Source organism: Paraburkholderia sp., from assembly GCF_036488795.1.
Taxonomy (GTDB): Bacteria; Pseudomonadota; Gammaproteobacteria; order Burkholderiales; family Burkholderiaceae; genus Paraburkholderia.
Genome location: NZ_DASXHA010000096.1, coordinates 50,186 through 70,598 on the forward strand (window position 1 = coordinate 50,186; position 20,413 = coordinate 70,598).

The window sequence follows — 20,413 nt, forward strand, 5'->3', positions numbered from 1 at the left end:
CATGAGTACCTACGACATGCTTGACCCCTCGCCCGCTCCGGGGAGCGACGAGGAGGAAGTTGTACGCGATCTGATACGGGTGATCTTCGAACAGATCTGGTGGGTGATCGGGATAGCCGGCGTCATCATCTTCCTGTCGGTGCTGTATGCGAAGACGGCGACGCACATCTATTCGGCCGACGCGCTGATCCAGGTCGAGACGCCGACTTCCAGCACCTCCAGCGCGGCGGCCATTTCGGCGCTTTCGGCGATCGGCGGCAACGCCCCGCACACGGATGCGGAGATCGAAATCATCCGTAGCCGCACCGTCGTCGAACCGGTGGTCGAGCAATTCAAGCTCAACTTCGCGACCGGTGAGAAGACCATGCCGTATCTCGGCAAGATCACCCACCTGTTTGCCAAACCCGGCAAACCGTTGTCGCCGCTGTTCGGGATGGACTCGTATGCGTGGGGCGGCGAGAAATTCGCCGTCGACTCGATTACCGTGCCCAAGGCGCTGGAAGGCGTCACGCTCACGCTGCGCTCGCTCGGCGGCGGCCGCTACGAGCTGCGCGACCCAACCGGCCAGCACCTGTTGAGCGGCACAGCCGGCGCCGTCGCATCCGGCGGCGGCGTGACGATCCTCGTCAAGGAACTCGTCGCGCGCAAAGGCACCCTGTTCTACGTCACGCGCACCAACCAGCTGGACGCGGTGATGGGCCTCGCGGGCGGTCTTCAGGTCACCGAAAAAGGTCACGACACGGGCGTCGTGCAACTGTCGTATACGGGTGTCGATCCGAAGGTCATTACCGCCATCACCAATGCCGTTGCCGAGTCGTATCTGCATCAGCGCACCGAACGGGCACAGGAAGAAGCGAGCAAGATGCTGCTGTTCCTGAACAGCGAACTGCCGCATCTGCGCGCGGAACTGCAACGCTCCGAGACGGCGCTCTCCGAATATCAGGCACGCGTGGGCTCGTTCCAGCCGACTCAGGAAGCGCAGGTGTACATGTCCGGCGGTCTCGAGTACGAGAAGCAGATCGCGGCGTTGAGAATCCAGCGCGCGCAAATGATGCAGCGCTTCACGCCCGATAGCCTGGAAATCCAGACCGTCGACGCGCAGCTTGCGGCAATGGCAAGAGAAAAAGGACTCTTCGAGGAGCGCTTCAAGACCTTGCCTGGATCCGAGCGTCAGGCCATGTCGCTGCAACGCGACGCGAAGGTTGCGGAGGAAGTGTACGTCGCACTGCTCAACCGGATTCAGGAGCTCGCCATCACGCGCGCCGGAACGGTGGGCAATGTGCACATCGTCGACGAAGCACTGGTTCCCTCTGCGCCGATTCGGCCCAAAGCCTCGCTGATCGTCGCGGGCGGCAGCATGCTCGGCATCATCGCCGGCATTGCGTTTGCGATCGTGCGGCGCAAGTTCTTTACCGGCGTCGAAGATCCGGAAGTGGTCGAGCGGCGTTTCCGCCTGCCGGTGCTGGGCTCAGTCTCGTTCAGTTCTGAACAGTCGCGGGTCGACCGGCTCGCCTTCGAACGGCGTCAGGCGCGCATCGCCGCTGCGCATTCGCGCGGCCGGCGGCGCCTCGCCCTGTCGTCCTCGAACGCAACGGGCGGCTTCGCCGGCCTCCTGCGTCTCAAGAGGCCGGGCGCATCCGTCGCCGCACCGGCTCAAGGCGAGACGATCGTGTTGCCGCACGAGCATGCGCCGACCCGGCCGCTGCTCATCAAGACCAATCCGTTCGACGCTTCGGTGGAAGGTCTGCGTGGGTTGCGCTCGGCACTGCAGTTCGGCCTCGTCGATGCGCCGAACCGGATCGTCTGTATCACGAGCCCGGCACCCTCGGATGGCAAGAGCTTCCTGAGCGCCAATCTTGCGGCGCTGCTGAGCGAGTCGGGCCGGCGCGTCTTGCTGATCGATGCCGATCTGCGGCGCGGACGGCTTGCCCAGTACTTCGGCAACTCGCCGGCGGGCGGATTGACCGAACTGCTCACCGGACAGATCGACATCGAAGATGCGGCGCGCTCGACAGGTGTGAACGGACTGCATTTCATCGCGGCGGGCGCGTACCCTCCGAACCCGTCGGAGATTCTCGCCTCGGCGCGCTTTAACTACGTCATCGACCGGCTGGAGCGGGAGTTCGACATTGTCCTGATCGATACGCCGCCGCTGCTTGCCGCCGCAGATGCCGCGGTCGTCGCCAACATGGCAGGCTCGACCCTTCTCGTGATGCGCGCAGGCATTCATAACGAGCGCAATATCAGCGAATCGCTGAAGAAGCTCAAGCGGGCGCGCGCCCGCGTGGTGGGCGGCGTGCTGAACGCAATGCCGCTCAAGCGCGGTGGCCGCTATGGCCCGTACGACTATGCTTACGCGTACGCCTATAAGCCGACCCCGACCGAAACCGGACCGAACCGCACTTGAGGTTCTGGTTAGTTTCGACCGATTGCCGTGCCCGCTTGCGGACACGGCAATTTTCTTTGGGAAGACACTTGCGGCGGCGCGGCTCTGATTTGTGGCGCCCCAATGAAAGCAGCCGCGAGCGCCGGGCTTTAAGCCCAACACACGCGGCCGTCTCTACAGGCGCGCTTATTGAAACAACATCACGAGAGGCACAGATACTGACGATAGCTGTATTTGCGCAGCGAAGGATAGCGCGCCAGGTATTGATCGATACGCGCTGCCTGACTTTGCAGGCGTCCACGCAGCAGATAGGTCGAGGCCATCTGCACATAGACCATCTCGGGAAATTCGGCCGTCACGTCGAAATGCTTGCGCAATTCATTGACTTCACGCGGAGCGAGCGGCGATTCGTCTACGTCGCCATACTTCGGGATCCATAGTTTTCCGATCACGTGATCGCGGAACCACATCATCGTGTCGCTTGCGCCATTGTTCTCCCAGAAGAACGCACGCCCGCCTGGTTTGATCGCGGCGCGCAACGCAGCGCTGAACTGCTCGAACGGTTCGATGTGATGCAGGATCATCGAGCCGAAGACGAAGTCGACCTGCGGTAGCGTGCCGATGTCATGCGCGTTGAGCGCCACCGGCCGGATATTGTCGATACGTTGCTCGGCGCAGTAGCGCTTGAGATTTTCTACCGCGATCGGGCTCAGGTCGACGCTGATCACGTCGGCGCCGAGCGAAGCAAAATATAGCGACGAGGCACCTGCCCCGCTGCCCAGATCGATCAGCGTCTTGCCGTACAACGGGCCGAAATGCTGGACTGCGCGGCGATACACGGGACATTCCCGATCCGGCATATCGACAAGACTCGCGCCCGGTTCGCTGCGGGTTCGAAACAAACCGTCCCAAAACTCCTGAGCCTGTTGCATTAGCGTGCTCCTTGCGTCAACCGCCGGTCTGAGCGGCGGCTTCCGTCGACTGAATGGATACGGCGTGCCGCGACTTCGCATGCACACCGTGTAGGTCGATTATCCTCAGCCCGGGCCGGATCACTGTACGCGGACGCACGTTCCAAAGCCTCGCCACGGCCTTTACGAAGCATCGGGGAAGCGGCCATACGGCGCGCCTTCGACGCGTGAAAACCCCTTCACGCTCATAGCGTGCGCGCGGCCACAGAGAATCCGCCAGCGAACACGAATAATGAAGACGCTGCGTGTATGGCCTGGCACACGCTTCCGGCCGCACCGCCCTCTTCCGATCCCCTTCCTGTGGCACTCGACGATGAATGCTCCTCACCTGACCGGCAGCGCGCTGGCGACCGCACACTCCACGATAGCGACAGCAGATCTCGATCTGCAAGGCGTGTCAGGCGCCCCGACCGTGCTCTTCCTCGATCAGAGCGGCGAGCTGGGGGGCGCCGAGTTCGCGTTGTTGCCGCTCGCGGCAGCGTGCAAGGCGCGCTGTGCCGTGGTCCTGCTCGCGGATGGTCCGTTTCGCACGCGTCTCGAAGCGACTGGGGTGCCGGTCAGCGTGCTGGCCGATGCACAGGTGTCGACCATCCGTCGTGAAGCGCTAGGGCTGGGTACATTGCGAGCCATACCGGGCATCCTCCGGCAGATTCGCGCCGTCGCACGCGAGGCGCGCCGCTACGACGTGATCTTCCTCAATACACAGAAGGCGCTGGTGTTCGGTGCGCTCAGCAGGCCGTTGCATCGCCGGCCGGTGGTCTGGTTTCTGCACGACATCATGACGCGGGCGCATTTCGGCCGCGCCCAACTGCTGATCGTCAAATGGCTGGCGCGTTATGGCGTCGATCGGATCGTCGCCAATTCACAGGCTTCGGCTGAGACCTTGAGCGCCCTGGCCGGCATTCCGCTTGCATCGATCCCGGTGATTCCGAATGGCATCGACGCCGCCGCTTTCGATGCACTCGACCTCCCTCATGCCGACGATCGTGCGGCTTTGCGCCGTCGTTTCGGCTTGCCGGAAGATGCGTGGCTGGCGGGCCTGTTCGGCCGGCTGGCTCACTGGAAAGGGCAGCACGTCGCGCTCGACGCGCTGGTCCGCTTGCCTGATGTTCATCTTGTGCTGGTCGGCTCGCCGCTGTTCGGTGAGGATGCCTATGCAGCCAGCTTGCGCAAGCAGGCCGAAACACTCGGCGTGATGGACCGGGTTCACTTCGCAGGTTTCCAGGACGACATCCCTGCGTGGATGAAAGCGATGGACGTGATCGTGCATACGTCGATCGACCCCGAGCCGCTAGGGCGCGTGGTGATCGAAGGACTGCTCGCGGGACGACCCGTGATTGCGGCCGCGGCAGGCGGCGTGCTGGAGATCATCCGGCATCGCGAGAATGGCTTGCTGGTGCAACCCGGCGATACAGACGGCCTCGTGGACGCAATCGAAGCCTTGCGCCGCGCACCCGATTTCGCCGCACACCTCGCCGCACAGGGCACGCTCGACGCGAAGCGCGAATTCTCGCTGGATGGCTATATCACGCGGATGACCGAGACGATTGCGCGTGCCGCACGCCGCTAAGCCGTGGCGCAACGGCTGCACAAATCAGTGCGCGCCCGGCGCGGCCAGCGCGCGGGCGTCGAAAGCATGCCGGACAAACCTCGACGCAGCTCTCAAAGAAACGCGCCGACGTTGATGTGAAAGCGCGCGGAAAGCGCCTTGGCGACGTTCTTGCTGATTGCGCGCCGGCCGGCGAGAATGTCGCTCACCACCGTGGGCGAAGCAATGTCCGCCAGATCCTTCTGCTTGAGATGATGCGTCTCGAGCAAGTGACGCAATACTTCGCGCGGCTCGGCCTTGGGCACCGCAACGCTGCGAATCTCCCACACCTCGATCAGATCGGAAATGATGCCGTACAGATCGCCGAGCGGATTCTGTGCGTCGTCATTTACATGATGTGCGAGCCCATTCGCAAGCAGCGTCATGTTCTGATAATCCTGCTCGTCACGGATCGGTTTGAGATACACCTTGTGTTGCAAGGCGGCCCATGCTTCGATGATATCGGGGACTTGTCCCGAAAGGCGGTCAGCGTTCATGTTTATAGACTTTTGCTTCTCAAAGGATCGCATCCGGCCCGGATGATTCAACACCGGCCGCAGTACGATGTTATGGTTATCGTTAGTCGCCTCGTTACTCGCAAAACCCAGCTGCCGCTCACATCACGTGCCGCGTTCGATGCGGCGCGAAACTGCGCGACATCACCTCTACAGCAAACCGCAAGGTTTCCTCTCCATCCCTAACGCGGGACCGCATCTCCCGGCCACGCGAGGTCCTGCTGAACACGTTCCACGCGTTGCCGCGAACCCGCTGCGGCGATCGTGCGCGTGACTTCGATCATGAAAGCGTGCCGGAAAGTCGCGGCGGAGAACCGTTCAGCATTGGCGCGGCATGCCGCCGGCGAAAACAGCGTGCGCTGCAGTTCGAAACGCTCGATTGCATCCTGTACGGCCACCACGCTCTGATGCGAGAAGTACACACCCGTGGGTCTCGCCTCCCCTAACGGCACGACGGTCTCAAGCGCTCCGCCCTTGCCGTACGCGACCACCGGCGTGCCGCATGCCTGCGCCTCCAGTGCGACGATGCCAAAATCCTCTTCCGCGGCGAACACGAATGCTTTGGCTCGCTGCATATAATCTTTGAGGATTGCGAATGGTTGATAACCAAGAATCGTCACGTTAGGGCCGGCCTTGGCGCGAATCGCGGCCATCTCCGGACCGTCGCCGATCACGAAGAGTTTGCGGTGCGGCATGGTCGCAAACGCCTCCACGATCAGATCAACCCGCTTGTATGGAACGAGACGCGAAGCCGTCAGATAGAAATCTTCCTTGTGCGTGCAGAGTTCGAACTTGTGCACGTCGACCGGCGGCGGAATCACTGCCGCGTCTCGCCGGTAGGTCTTCATCATGCGCCGCGCAACAAACTGCGAATTGGCGATCAGGCGGTCAACGCCGTTCGCCGAACGCGAATCCCAGCCGCGCAGATAGTGCAGCAGCGCACGTGCGGCCCACGAACGCGGCCCGCGTACCAGGCGCGCTTCGCGTAGATACTGATGCTGCAAGTCCCATACATACCGCATCGGCGAGTGCACGTAGCTGACGTGGGTTTGATCCGGGCCGACCAGCACACCCTTGGCGACCGCATACGAACTGGTGATGACGAGATCGTAGCTCGACAGATCAAGCTGTTCGATTGCAAGCGGCATCAGCGGCAGATATGCACGGTAGCGACGGCGCGCGAACGGCAGATGCTGAATGAACGATGTCGTGACCGTTTTGCCGCACACTGGCGCACGGTCCTCGAGAAAGTCGACGAGACTGAACAGGTCGGCATCCGGAAAGCACTGGATAATCTGCTCCAGTACTTTCTCGGCGCCGCCCGGCGCGACGAGCCAGTCGTGCACGATCGCCACTTTCATAATGTCGACACCTGTAGAGAACGGCGCTAGGCCATGCGATGCAGTGTAAGTGGAGCGTCACGCGAAGTGCGTGCGCGCGACCACACTCCACGCGCGACAGTGTGCGATCGATCTCACGCACGTCAGTCATACGATGCGCGTTGCTCGAACCAGGTGAACGGCGGCCCATGTGCGATGCGGCCAGATGAAGAAACACTTTGCTGACGGCGGCAGAATGCCCCGTCGACCGTTGAGCGAGACCGACGGCATCGCAGCGCGATGCCGTCTTTGCGAAGCGTCAGTCCTGCGCGTACTGAATCGTTTCGACGCCGGTGTCCGTGCCGAGCAGACAAAGATTCGCTCCGCGTTTCGCGAACAGACCGACGGTCACGACGCCAGGCCACGCATTGATCTGCGCTTCGATTGCAAGCGGATCGACGATCTTAAGACCTTTGATGTCGATGATCTCATTGCCGTTGTCCGTGATGAACGGCGCACCTTCCTTCGTCACGCGCACGACCGGCACACCGCCTAACGCGGTCACGCGACGGCCAATCGCAGTGCGTGCCATGGGCACGACTTCGACGGGCAGAGGAAACTGGCCCAGCACCTGGACACGCTTGGAGGCATCCGCGATGCACACGAATACGTCCGACACCGACGCCACGATCTTCTCGCGCGTGAGCGCACCGCCGCCGCCCTTGATCATGGCGCCGCTGTGGTCGATCTCGTCGGCGCCGTCGACGTACACGGGCAACGAATCGATTTCGTTCAGATCGAGCACCTTGAAGCCGTGCGATTGCAGGCGAGCCGTCGTGGCGAGCGAGCTGGAAACCGCACCGCGATACCGATGCCGGGTTGCCGCGAGGGCGTCGATGAAACAGTTGGCGGTCGAGCCGGTGCCAACACCGATCACAGTGCCTTCGGGCACGTTCGCGTTCACGTAGTCGGCGGCGGCCTGGCCGACCAGTTGCTTGAGTTCGTCTTGAGTCATGGGAATTGCCGGAGGGTACAAGAAAGCTTGAAAAGCGGGAGTTTACCGGAGTAGCATGCGCCGCCCCGCGTGATCCGGCAAGTTCGCCGGGGACGCCGGCCGCCGGAGACGCCGGCCGCCGGAAACGCCGGCCGCCCCGGTGCCGTGGCGGGACCGTAGCGGTGCGGCGAGCTGCAACGTGCCGCATCGCGCGGCGCGGCTGCCGCGCGCCGCCGCGCACGCGGCTCGCTCAGCCCTTGAGCTTCACCGAGCGCTGACGCACCGCTTCGAACAGACACACGCCGCTCGCCACCGAGACGTTCAGACTCTCGACACTGCCCGCCATCGGAATCTGCATGACTTCATCGCAGGTATCGCGCGTGAGGCGGCGCATGCCCTCGCCTTCGGCGCCCATCACCAGCGCCACCGGACCGTCGAGTTTGCTCTCGTAGAGGCTCTGGCTGGCCTCACCCGCCGTGCCGACGATCCACACGCCCGCGTCCTTCAGCTCCCGCAGCGCGCGCGCCAGATTCGTGACGGTGATGTACGGCACGGTGTCGGCCGCGCCGCTTGCCACCTTCGCGGCGGTCGCGTTCAGACCGACGGCCCGGTCGCGCGGTGCGATCACCGCGTGGGCGCCGGCCGCATCCGCAACCCGCAGGCAGGCGCCGAGATTGTGCGGATCCGTCACGCCGTCGAGCACCAGAATCAGCGGCGAACCATTGATGCCGTCGAGCAATTCGGCGAGGTTCTGGGCCAGCGGCAAATCGCCAGCGCGCGCCACCACGCCCTGATGCCGCTCGGTATGCGCGAGGCCCCACAGACGCGTTTCGTCGGCCGCGATCAGACGTACCCCGGCTTCCTTCGCCGTGTGCAGAAAGTCGGTCATGCGGCGATCTTTACGCGTCGCATCGTAGTAGACCTCTTCGACCGTCGCTGCATCGTGACGCAGACGGGCGGTCACTGCGTGGAAACCGTATAGAACCTTGAGACGTGACATGACTGAAACAACCTTTGATTGAGCGCCCGCCAGGCGGATGCGCTACTGGGATAGAAGACCAGACCAAAATGCAGAACGCGGGCAACCGGTACGAGAATGTGTACCGGTTGCCCGCGCACAAATCAACCGCAGCGGCCGCGACGGCCGCCTGCGCCTAGCGTTTCTTGCGCGCCTGACTCTTTGCTGAAGAAGCAGACTTCGCCGATGCACCGTGCTTGCGCGCCGCGCCGCGCGCGGCGCGCGCTTCCTTGACGGCAAGTGTAGGCGCAGGCGCTGCTTTCTTGCGCCGTGCGCCCGTGCTGCCCGCGCCGGCATCCGCCGGCGGCAGCGAACGAACCCGCGCCCCGCTCGCTTCAACGACGGCCTTGTCAGCCAGCGCCGCGCGCGCACCCGGCGATTTGATCGGCGTATCACGCACCAGCCGGAAGTCGATCTTGCGTGCATCCAGATCGACCCGGCTCACCTGCACGCGTACCCGGTCCGACAGGCGATAACGAATACCCGTGCGTTCGCCGCGCAATTCGTTCTTGATCTCGTCGTACTGGAAGTAGTCGGAGCCGAGTTCGGTGACGTGCACGAGGCCTTCGATAAACAGCGCGTCGAGCTGCACGAAAATGCCGAACGAGGTCACGCCATTGATCATGCCGCCATACTCTTCGCCGAGCTTGTCGCGCATGAAATAGCACTTGAGCCACGCTTCGACGTCGCGCGACGCTTCGTCCGCGCGGCGTTCGTTGGCCGAGCAGTGCAGGCCGAGCTCTTCCCAGATCGCCACGTTGTTCGAACGCGTGCGGCCGCGCTTTTCGTCGTCGGCCTGCTGCATGGCGCGGGCCCGCGGCGACAGCGCCGTGTTGAGGTCGACCCCATGCGGCGCTTCCGGCGTGTACTTGCGCCCTTGCAGGATCGCGTAAATTGCGCGGTGCGTGAGCAGGTCGGGATAGCGGCGAATCGGGCTCGTAAAGTGCGCGTACGCCTCATAGGCGAGGCCGAAGTGGCCGATGTTTTCCGGGCTGTAGACCGCCTGCTGCATCGACCGCAGCAACATGGTTTGCAGCATCTGCGCATCGGGCCGGTCGCGGATCTGCGCCATCAATGCAGCGTAGTCGCTTGCGTGCGGCGTGTCGCCGCCAGCGAGCGTCAAGCCCATGCCGCGCAGGAAAGTGCGCAGGTTTTCCAGCTTCTCGGCCGTCGGTCCGGCGTGCACGCGGTACAGGCCCGGGTGCTTGTTGCGCTTCATGAAGTCGGCCGCGCAGACGTTCGCCGCCAGCATGCACTCTTCGATCAGCTTGTGCGCGTCATTACGGGTGCGCGGGATGATCTGCTCGATCTTGCCCTGTGCATTGCAGACGATGTACGTCTCCGTGGTGTCGAAATCGATTGCCCCGCGCTTCTGGCGCGCGGCAAACAGCGACTTGTACACGCCGTACAGATTCTGCAACTGCGGCAGCAATGCGGCACGCCGTGTCGCTTCGGGTCCCTTGGTGTTTTTCAGCACCGCGGCGACTTCGGTGTACGTGAGGCGCGCCGACGAATGCATCACGCCCGGATAGAACTGATAAGCCTTGATCTCGCCGCGCGCGGTGATCACCATGTCGCAAACCAGCACGCAACGGTCGACGTTCGGATTGAGCGAGCACAGACCGTTCGACAACTTTTCCGGCAGCATCGGAATGACCCGGCGCGGGAAATAGACCGAGGTGCTGCGCTCGATTGCATCGACGTCGAGGCCGCTCTTCGGATGCACATAGTGCGAGACATCCGCAATGGCGACGATCAGGCGAAAACCCTCGCCTTTGCCGACCGTGATCGGCTCGCAGTACACGGCGTCGTCGAAGTCGCGCGCGTCTTCCCCGTCGATGGTCACGAGCGGCACGTCGCGCAGATCGACGCGATGGCGGATGTCGTTCGGACGAACTTCGTCGGGCAGCTTCGCGGCGTCGTCGAGCGCAGCCTGGCTGAACTCGTGCGGCACGCCGTACTTGCGCACGGCGATTTCGATTTCCATGCCGGGGTCGTCAATATCGCCCAGCACTTCGACCACGCGGCCAAGCGGCTGCGAATGGCGGCTCGGAAAATCCGTCAGTTCGACCACCACCACCTGGCCGACCTTGGCCTTCTTGGTGTTCTGCGTGATCAGAATGTCGTGGCCGATGCGCTTGTCTTCGGGCGCGACGATCAGCGCGCCGTTTTCGTTCAGCAGACGCCCGATCACCCGCTTGTTGGCGCGGTCCGTGACCTCGACGATATGCCCTTCCGGGCGGCCGCGCCGGTCATAGCCGACGATGCGCGCCAGCACGCGGTCGTTGTGCATGACCTTCTGCATCTCGCCGGTGGGCAGGAACAGGTCGTCCTGGCCGTCGTCGCGCACCAGAAAGCCATAGCCGTCGCGGTGGCCCTGCACGCGGCCGGCGACGAAATTGGACGGATGCGTCAACTGATAGTGATTGCGCTGATCGAGCCGGATCTGGCCGTCGCGCTCCATCGCCGCCAGGCGCTTGAAAAATCCTTCGCGCTCCTGGCGCTTGATCGACAAGGCTTCGGCGATGTCGTTCGCTGCGAGCGGCGCTTCACTCGTGCGCAGCACGCCGAGGATTTCTTCGCGGCTCGGAATCGGGTACGGATATTTGCTCAAGGGCTTGTCGATGATTTTTTCTCGTTGCATGGACGTCGGTCGGCGATATGACGCGGCTCTGTTGCACCTGCGATTGATGCGAATGACTGCTCGGGTCTGGCTCGTTCAAGTCTGAGTCCGACGGGCTTGTGCACCGTGCCAACGAACTACTGCGAGGCATTCTAACACCCGTCTTGCACGCGGCGCGCCGCGTCAATAGGGGCTCAGCGGGCAAGCGCCAGGCGCGCGCGGGCGCCTTCCCGAAAAGCTTGACAGCTTCGAATCTGTCGCTATAATAGCGGTCTCTGCTGTACAGACACCTGCCCAGGTGGCGAAATTGGTAGACGCACTAGGTTCAGGTCCTAGCGGTGGCAACACTGTGGAGGTTCGAGTCCTCTCTTGGGCACCAGATTCAAAAGTAAAGCCGCTTTCGAGCGGCTTTACTTTTTGTATGAAGCCCTGCGGTTCGTTTGAAGATGTTTCATCATGAACAGCAAGGTTTTTGGCAGGACGGGTAGACGGCGTTGCGATCGAACGATTCGGCGCGTGATTATCCGAACGGTTTGATGAAGCGATTTTTCAAGATCCCATTGACACGCTACATCATCCCGCTAAAATAGCGGTCTAGTTTGAGACGTGCCCAGGTGGCGGAATTGGTAGACGCACTAGGTTCAGGTCCTAGCGGTGGCAACACCGTGGAGGTTCGAGTCCTCTCCTGGGCACCATTAACGGATCCTAGCTGATCCGTGCAGTACAGGCAGCACCCCGGAAGAAGCCCGCTAAAGCGGGCTTTTTTGTTTTCCGACGTTCGTGTCACCTGCCCTTCGTATGTGATTCGGAGCTCAGCATGCATAGCCAGGCGGAATCGGGGCGCCATCCCTTTGCGCGCAGCACCGCCTTCAATGCCAGCTCCGCCAGGCCGCGCCGCGTTCTATCACCCGATGGTTGCCAATCCACTCCACCTCACCGAGGCCGTTGATCACGCAGGTCTCGCCAATCAGCGTTGCGCAGGTCAATCCGGTGTCGCGCAGTTGTTGCGCGGTGAGGCTGCCGCTGGCCGTGCCGATATACACCCAGTAATGCAACGGCCCGCAGTCCACACCCAGAGCGCCGGCGTCGGCGATCACCCCGAAATGCTTCTCCGCCCGATAGTGATCCGGCCGCGCGTTTTTGTCGTCGTCTGACTTCCACTCTTCAATGAAGCTTTCGTAACGGCTCGCGCGCAGCGCGACGAAATCGTAAGTCCACGCCTCGTTGAACACGGTTTCGAGAAACGCGCGGCGCGCTCCGTCAGGACCCATCGCCTCGCAGATGGCCCCGAGCACGCCAGTGTTCAGGTTCGAGGTGGCGTCGTTGAAGTGCGCCGGCAACCCCACTACGCTCCAGCACGCCCCGAATCCGCTTTCGTCCGGGCCCGACAGATCCAGCTCCATGCGAATGCCGCGGGCATCCCAATCCAGAAACGCCAGCATCAGGCATTCGATGTCGTTGGCAAACAGCCATTCGTCAGCAACCGCCCGCGCACCACCAGGATCGTCGCCGCTGCAACTGATGGCGAAATGGGGCCGCCCGATGCTATTCACATACTCTTCGAATTGAGCACCGCTAACAATGACCGAGCGGTACACCGTTTCGCCATATAAGGGGGCTTTCACGATTGTTGACCTCCTGGCGTTATGTCATGTCACCGGATGATTCGAATCCTCACAATACTAAAATTCTAATGAATCGAGAAGATTTCCAATTGGAATTTTCGGATTTCGCACCTTCATATGCCCAATCGGATCCGTAAAAGATTCCGGCATGACTATTGACATGAAGCACGCCAATTCCCGCAGACAGACGTGCGGCGTTGCTTGTGGCGAAACCCGTCGCAGCTCATACGCAGCGACCGCGTCCCCACTGATTCACGAGATAAACCTTAATACAATCGTGGTATTCAGTGACTGTTAACTATTCCGGAATTATCCGACAAAAACATCATGCAACCAGGATAATCTGAAATTAACAGCCAGTCTTCGGGAAAATACGGGGGAATTCCCATCTCATTACCTACCGTTTTCGTCGGCTGTAACCTAGACTTCGATTGACGTCCTGATCGGTCCCCGCTCGTCGCGGCCTCCCTGAGCCGCGACCTGTGCTTGCGCCCGCACCTAGCGGGCGTCTTTTTTCGCCGCCGGCCTTGGCTTCGCTCAGGCCCCTGACGAACGACGCGCCTCGAGCCACGTCGCGGCGCCGACCGGATGCGGCGCTCGCGATGCATACAGCACCGCGCCCAGCAGCAGCGGAATTGCGATGGTGTAGGAAATCCAGATGGGATTCGCGGCAAAAATCACGAGCGTCGCTGCGACCAGAACGGTGGCTTTGGCAAGGCTGCGCCGCTCGTCGTCCTGCATAGATTGCGCTACAGGCTGCGTACCACCGGCGCCTTGCGATCGCGTAGTGCGCCGCGCGCAGATCGTCGCGACCGTCGCTGCGAGCGGAATAAACGCCAGCACGACATGGTGCCGCTCGATGACGGGCGACAACATCAACGGCAGCAGCGCGGCGAGCGACATGTCGCGCCGGCGATTCTCGGCCGAATGCAGCGTCAGCATGGCGACAGCGGCGAGTACCGCGAGTCGATAGACCGTCTCGCTACCCGACAGCACCGCCGCCGATAAAGGCGCGTGCAGATCGATCGCGATCCGTTCAAGTGCTCCGCGAAACGCGCTGTTCCAGGGCGCAGGACCATTCAGCAGACAGAGTCTGGTCAACTCAGGCAGGTACTCGAACGGATACCGCAACAGCAACTGCCATCCGGTGACATAGGCCGTCCCTAACGTACCGAGCAGCACGACGATGAACGAACTGACACCCAGCCGCCAGTCGCGTCTGAGCAGATAAAAAACGGGAATCAGTACCGGGGTAATCTTGAAGGCAATCGCAATCCCCAGCGGCACACCTGCGAGCCAGCTGCTGCGTTTCTCGTACTTAAGAAAGAAGCTTGCCGTCAACAGGAACAGCAGCAGGCAATTCGACTGCCCGAACTGGAACTCCATATAGAGCGGCGCACTTAGCGCAGCCAGCGCCAGCATCAACGTGTAAGGCGAGTTCCCTCGCCCGCCACGCTGGTCGCCAAAACAGAGTCGTACCAGCATAACCATTGAAACGAACAGCATGACGGCCGACACGCTCAGCCAGACCAGCTTCGCGGGCTGCAGGCCAAGATAGGCGAGCGGCGCGAAAAAGACCGCAAATTGGGGCGGATACCCGAAAAACGACGCCTGCACGAACGACTCGCTCACGCCAAGCGCATGGAGCTGCGTCTGCAGATAGGCGTGGTCATAAAGCTGGGCAATGTCGTAGGGTCGATGCAGGACCGTGTCGAACGCGAAGTAATAGAGGTTGAAGTCCGGCTGATCTTGCGGACCCAGATGCAGGTAGTTCGCAATCGTCTTATAGACTTTCAACGCGCCCGAAATCAAGCCTAGAACGGCCAACAGGCGAATCCAGTTTTCACTCACAAAACGCTTCGGATCACTTATCTTTGCATCCTTCAGGTCGATCAAGGCCATGACGTACGCGCTCGCAAATAGAATGAACCATCGCTATCGTGCGTTTATATCGTCTTGGCCGCCTGGCCTCAGTGCGTCACCGTACGAACCCTCCGGCGCTTTCACCGCCCTTTCTAGTTTATTACCATTGGCATCGATCTTGCTAAGCGATGCTAATCGAGCGTTACCCAACGCACTTAGACTGCTATCCGCTACTGTTAGATTGCCTTCAGTCGAGCATGTCGTGCTGGCCGCCCATGCTACCGCCCCCGGACAATCAACCGAAAAGCAGCAGGGAACAGGAATGAAAAAGAGCTTCGTAGGACTCGACTGGCTCCGGTTTTTCCTGGCCCTTTACATCGTCATCTTTCACACGCTGTTCCGATACCCGGAAAGCGGCAAGATACCGTTTCTCTTCGTGTTCTATTTCGGCGGGTTCGCCACCAGCACGTTCTTCATGCTGTCAGGATTCCTGCTGTCCCACGTGTATTTCCGTGACGGCGGCGACCACCCCATCAAGGGCGGCGTGAAGTCCTTTCTCGTGAAGCGATTTGCGAACATCTATCCGATCCATCTGATCTCGCTCGTGCTGGTGATCATCGCCAGCGTAGCCTCCACACATTCCGCGCTGGAAGTCACGTCCAGTACCTTTACGCCCTACCTGGACTCGGTTCGTACCATTGGCTCAGACGAGGCGGGCTTGAATCTCACGCTGCAACTCTTTTTGCTGCAGGCGTGGAACCCGTTGTACCTTTCCTTCAATGCGCCCACGTGGTCGCTCTCGAATCTCGCCTTCTTCTATGTGGTTTTCCCCTTCATTGCGCCGTCCATTCTGAGAATCCGGCGCAGGGGCACCGCGATCATCGTCGTGTTTCTGGTCGCCAGCACGCTGCCCGCCGCGGTCGTCATGTTCGGTTGGCATGCGAGATGGATTGAAGGCCTGCTGCACATCAATCCTCTGGTTCGGCTTCCAGAGTTCATCGCCGGCATTCTGACGTACAGCGTGTTCTCGTCACTCTCCAGACAATCGATCGGAACATTCCTGACGATCCGCCCTTATCTGTTCGCACTGGCGTTGTGCTCGTTCGTTGCTGGCGCACACCTGTTCGCGTTCGGCGATACGGACTGGAAATATTTCCTGCACAACGGCGCGCTCATGTTTTCGCAGATGACGCTGATACTCTGCTGCGCGATCGGCACACACACATACGGAAATCGAACCGGTCGGCTTTCGACGCGGCTGGGAAATTCAGTGCTCTCCATTTTTGCCCTGCATGAATTCGTCTTCATGGTCTTCAGCAAGGTCGAGAAGGTTGCACAGACACGCTTCACGCTGACCTCGTGTTTCCACAGTCTCCACACCTGCGTCGCCGTAGGGCATCGCGCCCCGCTCAATCTGGCTTTCTTTCCGGTCTATCTTGCGGTCACCGTTGCGGTTGCACTGGTCTTTCAGGATGGCGTCGTGAATCCGCTGAGAAAGAGGATCGAGACCAGTGTGCTGGTCAATGCGCGAGCACACGATGCACCGCCCGTCGCCGAAGTCACCCAATAGCGCATCGTATGGACACGCATCAGAAAGATCCACACAGGGGCGAACACGATTCCCCCTTCGCATCGTCTGCGCAAGCGTTGCCCTACCGGCATGAATTCTCGAACAGGGACCACGCGCCGGCTGACTTCACCAGGCGCACAGGGCAGCGTGCTTCATTGAAGAGCCCTGCCGGCAACGGTGCCGTGTTGCGCACGAAGAAGTATCGGTACTGATCGGCATGGTCCTGCTTCCAGTCGAACTTCAGCGGTTCCGCCCCGACCTCCATCCTCAGCTTCGGCATGCTGCCCGGCTGGAACCGTACGATTTGCGGCAGAAACCATGCGAAATTCGGATCGATCAAGCCTTGCCGTTCCGCCTGATACCACGCGGCGTAATGCATGTAGGGTCGCACGTAGCCGGAGGCCGAACTGCTGGTATCGAACACAAGCATCAACGCTTTTTGCGCAGGTTGTGCCGCGCTCAGGACCTGCTCGAACTCCTCGCTTTCTACCGAGAACTCCATCGCACGTCTGGCTTGTACCGCCAGAAAGCCCACGCAGACGAACGCAAGAACCATCTGGATGGCCACCGCCTGAAAGTGTGTGACCCAGCGAGGTGCCGTATGGGCCGAGCCTTGAGCAAACAGCAGCGCAAAAAATGGCAGCAGAAAAATAGCAAAGCGCTGATAGATAAAGTCCGTGTTCATGGCCCGTTCGGGACTCGCGAACCAATAGAGCAATAACGCCAGCATCGGCATGAAGGCCGCGGGCCGGGCACGATTGAATCGAAGGCCCAATAACGGGGTCATGGCCAGAACGGCCAGGGTGAGGACGCGCCGGTAGTTGAGCGTGTCGCCCCACGTGTAGGACAAAAGATTCCAAAGCCGTCCAATGTAGGTCGCGCCCGGAACGGTGAAGTTAGTCACCGAAACGACCGAATTCGCATGCGGGTTCACCACCACATAAAGCACGCACAACGCACCGAGGCTCACATAGGGGATCAGCGCCCGTAGAAAAATGGCAAGCGGTCTGCGCCGGATGACAAGAAACAGGCCACCCGCGATGTTCGAGAAAATGAACATCAGTCCATGCGAGAAAAATAGCACTACGCCGTAAGCAACGAGCCGTACGCCCGCCGTGAACCCTGGGCGCTCCGAATACTTCAGCGACTGCAGCAGATACAGCAGGCTTACCGGCGCCGCCATCAGAAACGTGAAAAATCCCCACTCATAGGAAAATCCGAAGTAACTGGGCAAAAACAGCCAGTCAAGCCGCTCGTCACCACCCAGCCGTTTGCGCAACAGCACACACATCAGCACAAACGCGTAATAGCTGAGGGTCAACAACAGCTTCATTGCGTCGACGATCGGCATGAAGAACGACAATGCCGTCGCCGACGCATAGCCGATCAGATAGGGGGTGAACAGATTGATCTTTAGAATCGCCTTCCAGGGCGAATCGCCGACCAGCAAATCGTGAAAGGCAGCTATTTGCCCCGCGTGCTGTGGGAGATCCGCCATTGGTGGACGGTTTGCCAGCCAGAAAATCGTTCCGCCGAACAGCGCCGCGGCGATGAACGCCATCCGGGTGATCGACAGTTGCTGGATCATGGACGACAGCGTGATCCGTCGACCGGCTGAGAACGTCTCCATTGCTTGCCTCCGAAATGCCATTCGCGCGGCTGCAGCGACGGCACGGGACGCTGCATCCCATCCACCCGCACGACATACCGCTTCGCACCCTGCCTGAACGTGAGCGCGATCACCCGGCAACCCAGCCCGGACGCACGGATTCTAGCGGGCGCAAGCGCCATCGTGTGTGCGGTAGACAACTGCAGGCTGCAAATGGCGAGCACGTGCCCACTTGCCGGCGCGCTCGGCCACGCAGTGATCGAGCCGTGCTGTCAGGTGGATTGATGTGTCTGCTGGCGTACGCAGCAAGTTCGCGGCGCGGCTTAGTATCGACGCTATCACCGCGACTGGGCGGCCTGGACCGGGCGGCCTGACTACGCATTGCCGCGTCCGCGTGACGCGCCACTCGCGCTAACCGTCCATCTCCGTTGAACATGAGCCAGGCACAATTCTCCGATTCGATCGCTCAACCCAACACTGCGCGCAGCCTCTCATCGGGCAATCGCCTCGCATGGCTCAGGATGCTTCTGCTGGGCGCGCTAGGCGCGTCGCTGATCCTGTACGCCGCCGTCGTGCTGTTCGGCCCGATCCTGCGCGGCACCGACACCTACATCACGTTTTCACGCCTCTATATCTGGACCGCCGCGCTAAAGGGCGGCGACCCGATGTCGGTCTGGACGCCGATCGATGCCAACGGCTTCGGATCGCCCGTTTCGTTCTTCTATCACAAGCTGTTCAACCTGGTGGGCGCCGTCTTCGTCCTTGCAAGCGGAGACATCGTGGCGGGCTTCCGGGTCGCCGTGCTGGCCTTTTCCGCCCTGATGTTCGCCGGCATCTACGTGTGTGCGGGGCGCTTCGGCGCGGATCGGACCTCGCGCGTCGCGATCGCCACACTGGCGCTTTTTTCGCCCTATCTGATCACGCGGCTCGTTGAAGCCGGCAACCTCGCGGAATATGCGGCTACGGCGCTGGTCCCATTCGTCATCGCACTTGCCATCGACATCTACGCGGGACGGTTCGGAAAATGGCGGGCGCTGGCGCTCTTCGCGCTGCTATTGCTGCTCGCTCTTGCGCACATTCTGGTCTTCGTCGTCGTTTCGGGCGTGCTGCTTCTCGCCATGCTGTATCTGTTCGTCACTGCCCCGCGGCGTGGCGGGCTACCGCTTGCCGTTACGCTCGGTGCACTGGTGGTTTTCTTCACGGTGCTCTATGTTCCTTTCACGTTCTGGAGTACCTATTTCTGCCCTGCCCAGGCCAACATTTTCGGCCACATTGCAGACAACCTGCTGTCGCCGGGCTACCTGTTCTGGCGCTCACCGCGTTCGCAATTCGGCTGGCCTGTCTTTGTCCTGATGGTGGGACTCGCACTGCAATTGCGCCAGCGCGACACCCCCCGCGCACGCACCGTGCTTGCGCTTGGCAGCATCGCGCTCGCGGTCATTTTGCTGATGACGCGGCTCACGCGTCCGCTGTGGGAAGTCTCGGCACAACTCGATTTCGTTCAGTATCCGTGGCGTCTTCTGACTTTGGTCATTCCGCTGTGCCTGGTCGCGATAGCCGGAATGCTCGAGCAACTCTCCGTGCGCGTCAAAGCGTTCGTCCAGCTCGGGCTGCTCGGCATTGCGCTCACCAACGCCGCGGCCATGCTGTACCTCTACCAGCACGAATTCGCGCCAATCCCGGCCGCGCAACTCAGGCGCGAAGTGCCGACCACCAGCATTGTCGGACCGGACGCCGGCGGCGAATATTTTCCTGCGGCCTTTCAGACCAGGCTCGATCAGATCAATGTATTGAATGTGCACGCGCCAAGCGTCTTGCCTGCGCCAGCCGGACTGATCGAAGCCAGTGCCTGTACCTGCCCGGACATTCCGCGGCCCGCGTACTTCAAGACGCTACACCTGTCCGTCGCGTGTGCATCCGGCGGCCATGTCCGCATCAACCAGTTCTCCACACCGTTTCTGCAAAGCCTCGCTACCAACGGGCAAGGCGTGTCCGTCAAGCCAATGGCCGGCAGCCAGCTGATCGACTTCGCATTACCCGCGGGTAACTGGACCATCACCGTCAAACAGCGCAGCTATGCGGACCTGGTGATTATGGCCTGGCGTCACAAGCTGTTCGGCGAACAACCGTAACGCGTCAGTCGATAAGATCTGACGCAGTTCCGGTAACAGCTTTCGCCAGGGTTCTCCCTCGCCAGAGCTGCCCAGTCAGTGTGTTCTCGCGTACAAAGTTGGCGTTCAACTCGCTTTAGACTGGAAACGCGTAAATGCATCGACGAACGCGCACGCTTTTCTGCACGACTTTGAGGAATGCAGCGCGGATTCAGGGCAAG

At 61.2% G+C, this 20,413-nt stretch carries 13 protein-coding genes and 2 tRNA genes; 6 read left to right on the forward strand and 9 right to left on the reverse strand.

From position 1 onward, the window contains the following. The first annotated feature begins 1 nt into the window (after position 1). The gene (locus VGH41_RS13185; protein ID WP_331597890.1) at positions 2-2,407 is read left to right on the forward strand and encodes a polysaccharide biosynthesis tyrosine autokinase; all 2,406 of its coding nucleotides are present in this window, start codon (positions 2-4) and stop codon (positions 2,405-2,407) included. Between the two features lie 179 nt (positions 2,408-2,586). Here VGH41_RS13185 and VGH41_RS13190 read toward each other — a convergent pair whose 3' ends face one another. Beyond that, positions 2,587-3,318, reverse strand: a complete 732-nt coding sequence (locus tag VGH41_RS13190; protein WP_331597891.1) for a class I SAM-dependent methyltransferase — start codon at positions 3,316-3,318, stop codon at positions 2,587-2,589. Positions 3,319-3,670: 352 nt separating this feature from the next. On the opposite strand from VGH41_RS13190, the gene VGH41_RS13195 reads away from it, so the two are divergent. Continuing rightward, a complete protein-coding gene (locus tag VGH41_RS13195; protein WP_331597892.1) occupies positions 3,671-4,927 on the forward strand; it encodes a glycosyltransferase family 4 protein in 1,257 nt (418 codons plus the stop codon). A gap of 92 nt (positions 4,928-5,019) precedes the next feature. Here the strand turns inward: VGH41_RS13195 and VGH41_RS13200 are convergent, their stop codons facing one another. From VGH41_RS13200 to rnr, 5 genes are all read right to left on the reverse strand, one after another. Beyond that, positions 5,020-5,442, reverse strand: coding sequence for a transcriptional regulator (locus tag VGH41_RS13200; protein ID WP_331597893.1), 423 nt, complete (start codon positions 5,440-5,442; stop codon positions 5,020-5,022). Positions 5,443-5,642: 200 nt separating this feature from the next. Then, on the reverse strand, positions 5,643-6,821 hold the full coding sequence (locus VGH41_RS13205; RefSeq protein ID WP_331597894.1) for a glycosyltransferase family 4 protein: 1,179 nt from the start codon (positions 6,819-6,821) through the stop codon (positions 5,643-5,645). Positions 6,822-7,098: 277 nt separating this feature from the next. After that, positions 7,099-7,794, reverse strand: coding sequence for a ribose-5-phosphate isomerase RpiA (rpiA, locus tag VGH41_RS13210; RefSeq protein WP_331597895.1), 696 nt, complete (start codon positions 7,792-7,794; stop codon positions 7,099-7,101). Between the two features lie 229 nt (positions 7,795-8,023). Next, a complete protein-coding gene (rlmB, locus tag VGH41_RS13215) occupies positions 8,024-8,773 on the reverse strand; it encodes a 23S rRNA (guanosine(2251)-2'-O)-methyltransferase RlmB (protein ID WP_331597896.1) in 750 nt (249 codons plus the stop codon). Between the two features lie 154 nt (positions 8,774-8,927). Beyond that, positions 8,928-11,435, reverse strand: coding sequence for a ribonuclease R (rnr, locus tag VGH41_RS13220; protein WP_331597897.1), 2,508 nt, complete (start codon positions 11,433-11,435; stop codon positions 8,928-8,930). Between the two features lie 271 nt (positions 11,436-11,706). On the opposite strand from rnr, the gene VGH41_RS13225 reads away from it, so the two are divergent. Both VGH41_RS13225 and VGH41_RS13230 read left to right on the forward strand, forming a co-directional pair. Next, positions 11,707-11,793: transfer RNA gene (locus VGH41_RS13225), tRNA-Leu, on the forward strand. A gap of 229 nt (positions 11,794-12,022) precedes the next feature. Further along, positions 12,023-12,109 (forward strand) — tRNA-Leu (locus VGH41_RS13230). 174 nt (positions 12,110-12,283) lie between these two features. Here the strand turns inward: VGH41_RS13230 and VGH41_RS13235 are convergent. Together VGH41_RS13235 and VGH41_RS13240 are read right to left on the reverse strand one after the other, a co-directional pair. Next, positions 12,284-13,039 (reverse strand): hypothetical protein, encoded by a 756-nt coding sequence (locus tag VGH41_RS13235; RefSeq protein WP_331597898.1) that lies wholly within the window; start codon positions 13,037-13,039, stop codon positions 12,284-12,286. Between the two features lie 537 nt (positions 13,040-13,576). Next, positions 13,577-14,941: a glycosyltransferase family 87 protein gene (locus tag VGH41_RS13240; protein ID WP_331597899.1), complete on the reverse strand. Its 1,365-nt coding sequence runs from the start codon at positions 14,939-14,941 to the stop codon at positions 13,577-13,579. A gap of 223 nt (positions 14,942-15,164) precedes the next feature. On the opposite strand from VGH41_RS13240, the gene VGH41_RS13245 reads away from it, so the two are divergent. After that, a complete protein-coding gene (locus tag VGH41_RS13245) occupies positions 15,165-16,472 on the forward strand; it encodes an acyltransferase (protein ID WP_331597900.1) in 1,308 nt (435 codons plus the stop codon). 82 nt (positions 16,473-16,554) lie between these two features. Here the strand turns inward: VGH41_RS13245 and VGH41_RS13250 are convergent, their stop codons facing one another. Further along, positions 16,555-18,102 (reverse strand): hypothetical protein, encoded by a 1,548-nt coding sequence (locus VGH41_RS13250; protein WP_331597901.1) that lies wholly within the window; start codon positions 18,100-18,102, stop codon positions 16,555-16,557. Positions 18,103-18,515: 413 nt separating this feature from the next. On the opposite strand from VGH41_RS13250, the gene VGH41_RS13255 reads away from it, so the two are divergent. Further along, positions 18,516-20,213 carry a 6-pyruvoyl-tetrahydropterin synthase-related protein gene (locus tag VGH41_RS13255; RefSeq protein ID WP_331597902.1) on the forward strand — a complete coding sequence of 566 codons (1,698 nt, stop codon included), beginning with the start codon at positions 18,516-18,518 and terminating at the stop codon, positions 20,211-20,213. The last annotated feature ends 200 nt before the right edge of the window (positions 20,214-20,413 follow it).

Coding starts and splice junctions, on each gene's coding strand:
- VGH41_RS13185 (WP_331597890.1), top strand. CDS start 2: ATGAGTACCTACGACATGCTTGACCCCTCGCCCGCTCCGGGGAGCGAC.
- VGH41_RS13190 (WP_331597891.1), bottom strand. CDS start 3,318: ATGCAACAGGCTCAGGAGTTTTGGGACGGTTTGTTTCGAACCCGCAGC.
- VGH41_RS13195 (WP_331597892.1), top strand. CDS start 3,671: ATGAATGCTCCTCACCTGACCGGCAGCGCGCTGGCGACCGCACACTCC.
- VGH41_RS13200 (WP_331597893.1), bottom strand. CDS start 5,442: ATGAACGCTGACCGCCTTTCGGGACAAGTCCCCGATATCATCGAAGCA.
- VGH41_RS13205 (WP_331597894.1), bottom strand. CDS start 6,821: ATGAAAGTGGCGATCGTGCACGACTGGCTCGTCGCGCCGGGCGGCGCC.
- rpiA (WP_331597895.1), bottom strand. CDS start 7,794: ATGACTCAAGACGAACTCAAGCAACTGGTCGGCCAGGCCGCCGCCGAC.
- rlmB (WP_331597896.1), bottom strand. CDS start 8,773: ATGTCACGTCTCAAGGTTCTATACGGTTTCCACGCAGTGACCGCCCGT.
- rnr (WP_331597897.1), bottom strand. CDS start 11,435: ATGCAACGAGAAAAAATCATCGACAAGCCCTTGAGCAAATATCCGTAC.
- VGH41_RS13240 (WP_331597899.1), bottom strand. CDS start 14,941: ATGGCCTTGATCGACCTGAAGGATGCAAAGATAAGTGATCCGAAGCGT.
- VGH41_RS13250 (WP_331597901.1), bottom strand. CDS start 18,102: ATGGAGACGTTCTCAGCCGGTCGACGGATCACGCTGTCGTCCATGATC.
- VGH41_RS13255 (WP_331597902.1), top strand. CDS start 18,516: ATGAGCCAGGCACAATTCTCCGATTCGATCGCTCAACCCAACACTGCG.